The organism is Pantoea sp. RIT-PI-b, assembly GCF_001187905.1.
Taxonomy (GTDB): domain Bacteria; phylum Pseudomonadota; class Gammaproteobacteria; order Enterobacterales; family Enterobacteriaceae; genus Pantoea; species Pantoea nemavictus.
This window is the reverse complement of sequence record NZ_LGIS01000031.1, coordinates 1-696: the sequence shown is the minus strand read 5'-3', so window position 1 is coordinate 696 and position 696 is coordinate 1. Positions and strand designations below refer to the sequence as shown.

Below are 696 nucleotides of genomic sequence, written 5' to 3'. Positions count from 1 at the left end.
GCAGATTAGCACGTCCTTCATCGCCTCTGACTGCCAGGGCATCCACCGTGTACGCTTAGTCGCTTAACCTCACAACCCACAGGCGTTTTGCAACGCTTGGGACTGTAAGCATTTGAGAGACTCGAACATGTTGTTATTCATTTCTTATTACGGAGAAATGAACCAACACGTCGTTTCAATTTTCAGCTTGTTCCGGATTGTTAAAGAGCAATAACTTCGCAATGCACCCGAGGATACATTCTGAAGTTAGTTATCAACGTGGGGGCGTTGATGGTGGAGCTAAGCGGGATCGAACCGCTGACCTCCTGCGTGCAAGGCAGGCGCTCTCCCAGCTGAGCTATAGCCCCATAGAGTTTTGTAAAACGCTTGCTTACCAGGAGAATTCTTTCAGGTTCAAGGCGTGACGACACGAAGCATACTGAAGTATGCGAGCTGTCGGCACAACGCAGAAACGGGAAGAATTTGGTAGGCCTGAGTGGACTTGAACCACCGACCTCACCCTTATCAGGGGTGCGCTCTAACCACCTGAGCTACAAGCCTGCAGGCGTTTTACGCTCTTCTTTAATTTCATCAGACAATCTGTGTGAGCACTTCGCGGGAAGGTATCTTCAGGTAAGGAGGTGATCCAACCGCAGGTTCCCCTACGGTTACCTTGTTACGACTTCACCCCAGTCATGAATCACAAAGTGGTAAGCG

At 49.9% G+C, this 696-nt stretch carries 2 tRNA genes and 1 rRNA gene; all 3 read right to left on the bottom strand.

Going from position 1 to position 696, the window contains the following annotated elements:
* Window positions 1-271 precede the first annotated feature (271 nt).
* Window positions 272-347 (bottom strand) — tRNA-Ala (locus AC790_RS21010).
* A 116-nt stretch (window positions 348-463) separates the two neighbouring features.
* Window positions 464-540 (bottom strand) — tRNA-Ile (locus AC790_RS21005).
* A gap of 73 nt (window positions 541-613) precedes the next feature.
* A 16S ribosomal RNA gene (locus tag AC790_RS21000) occupies window positions 614-696 on the bottom strand; the annotation flags it as partial.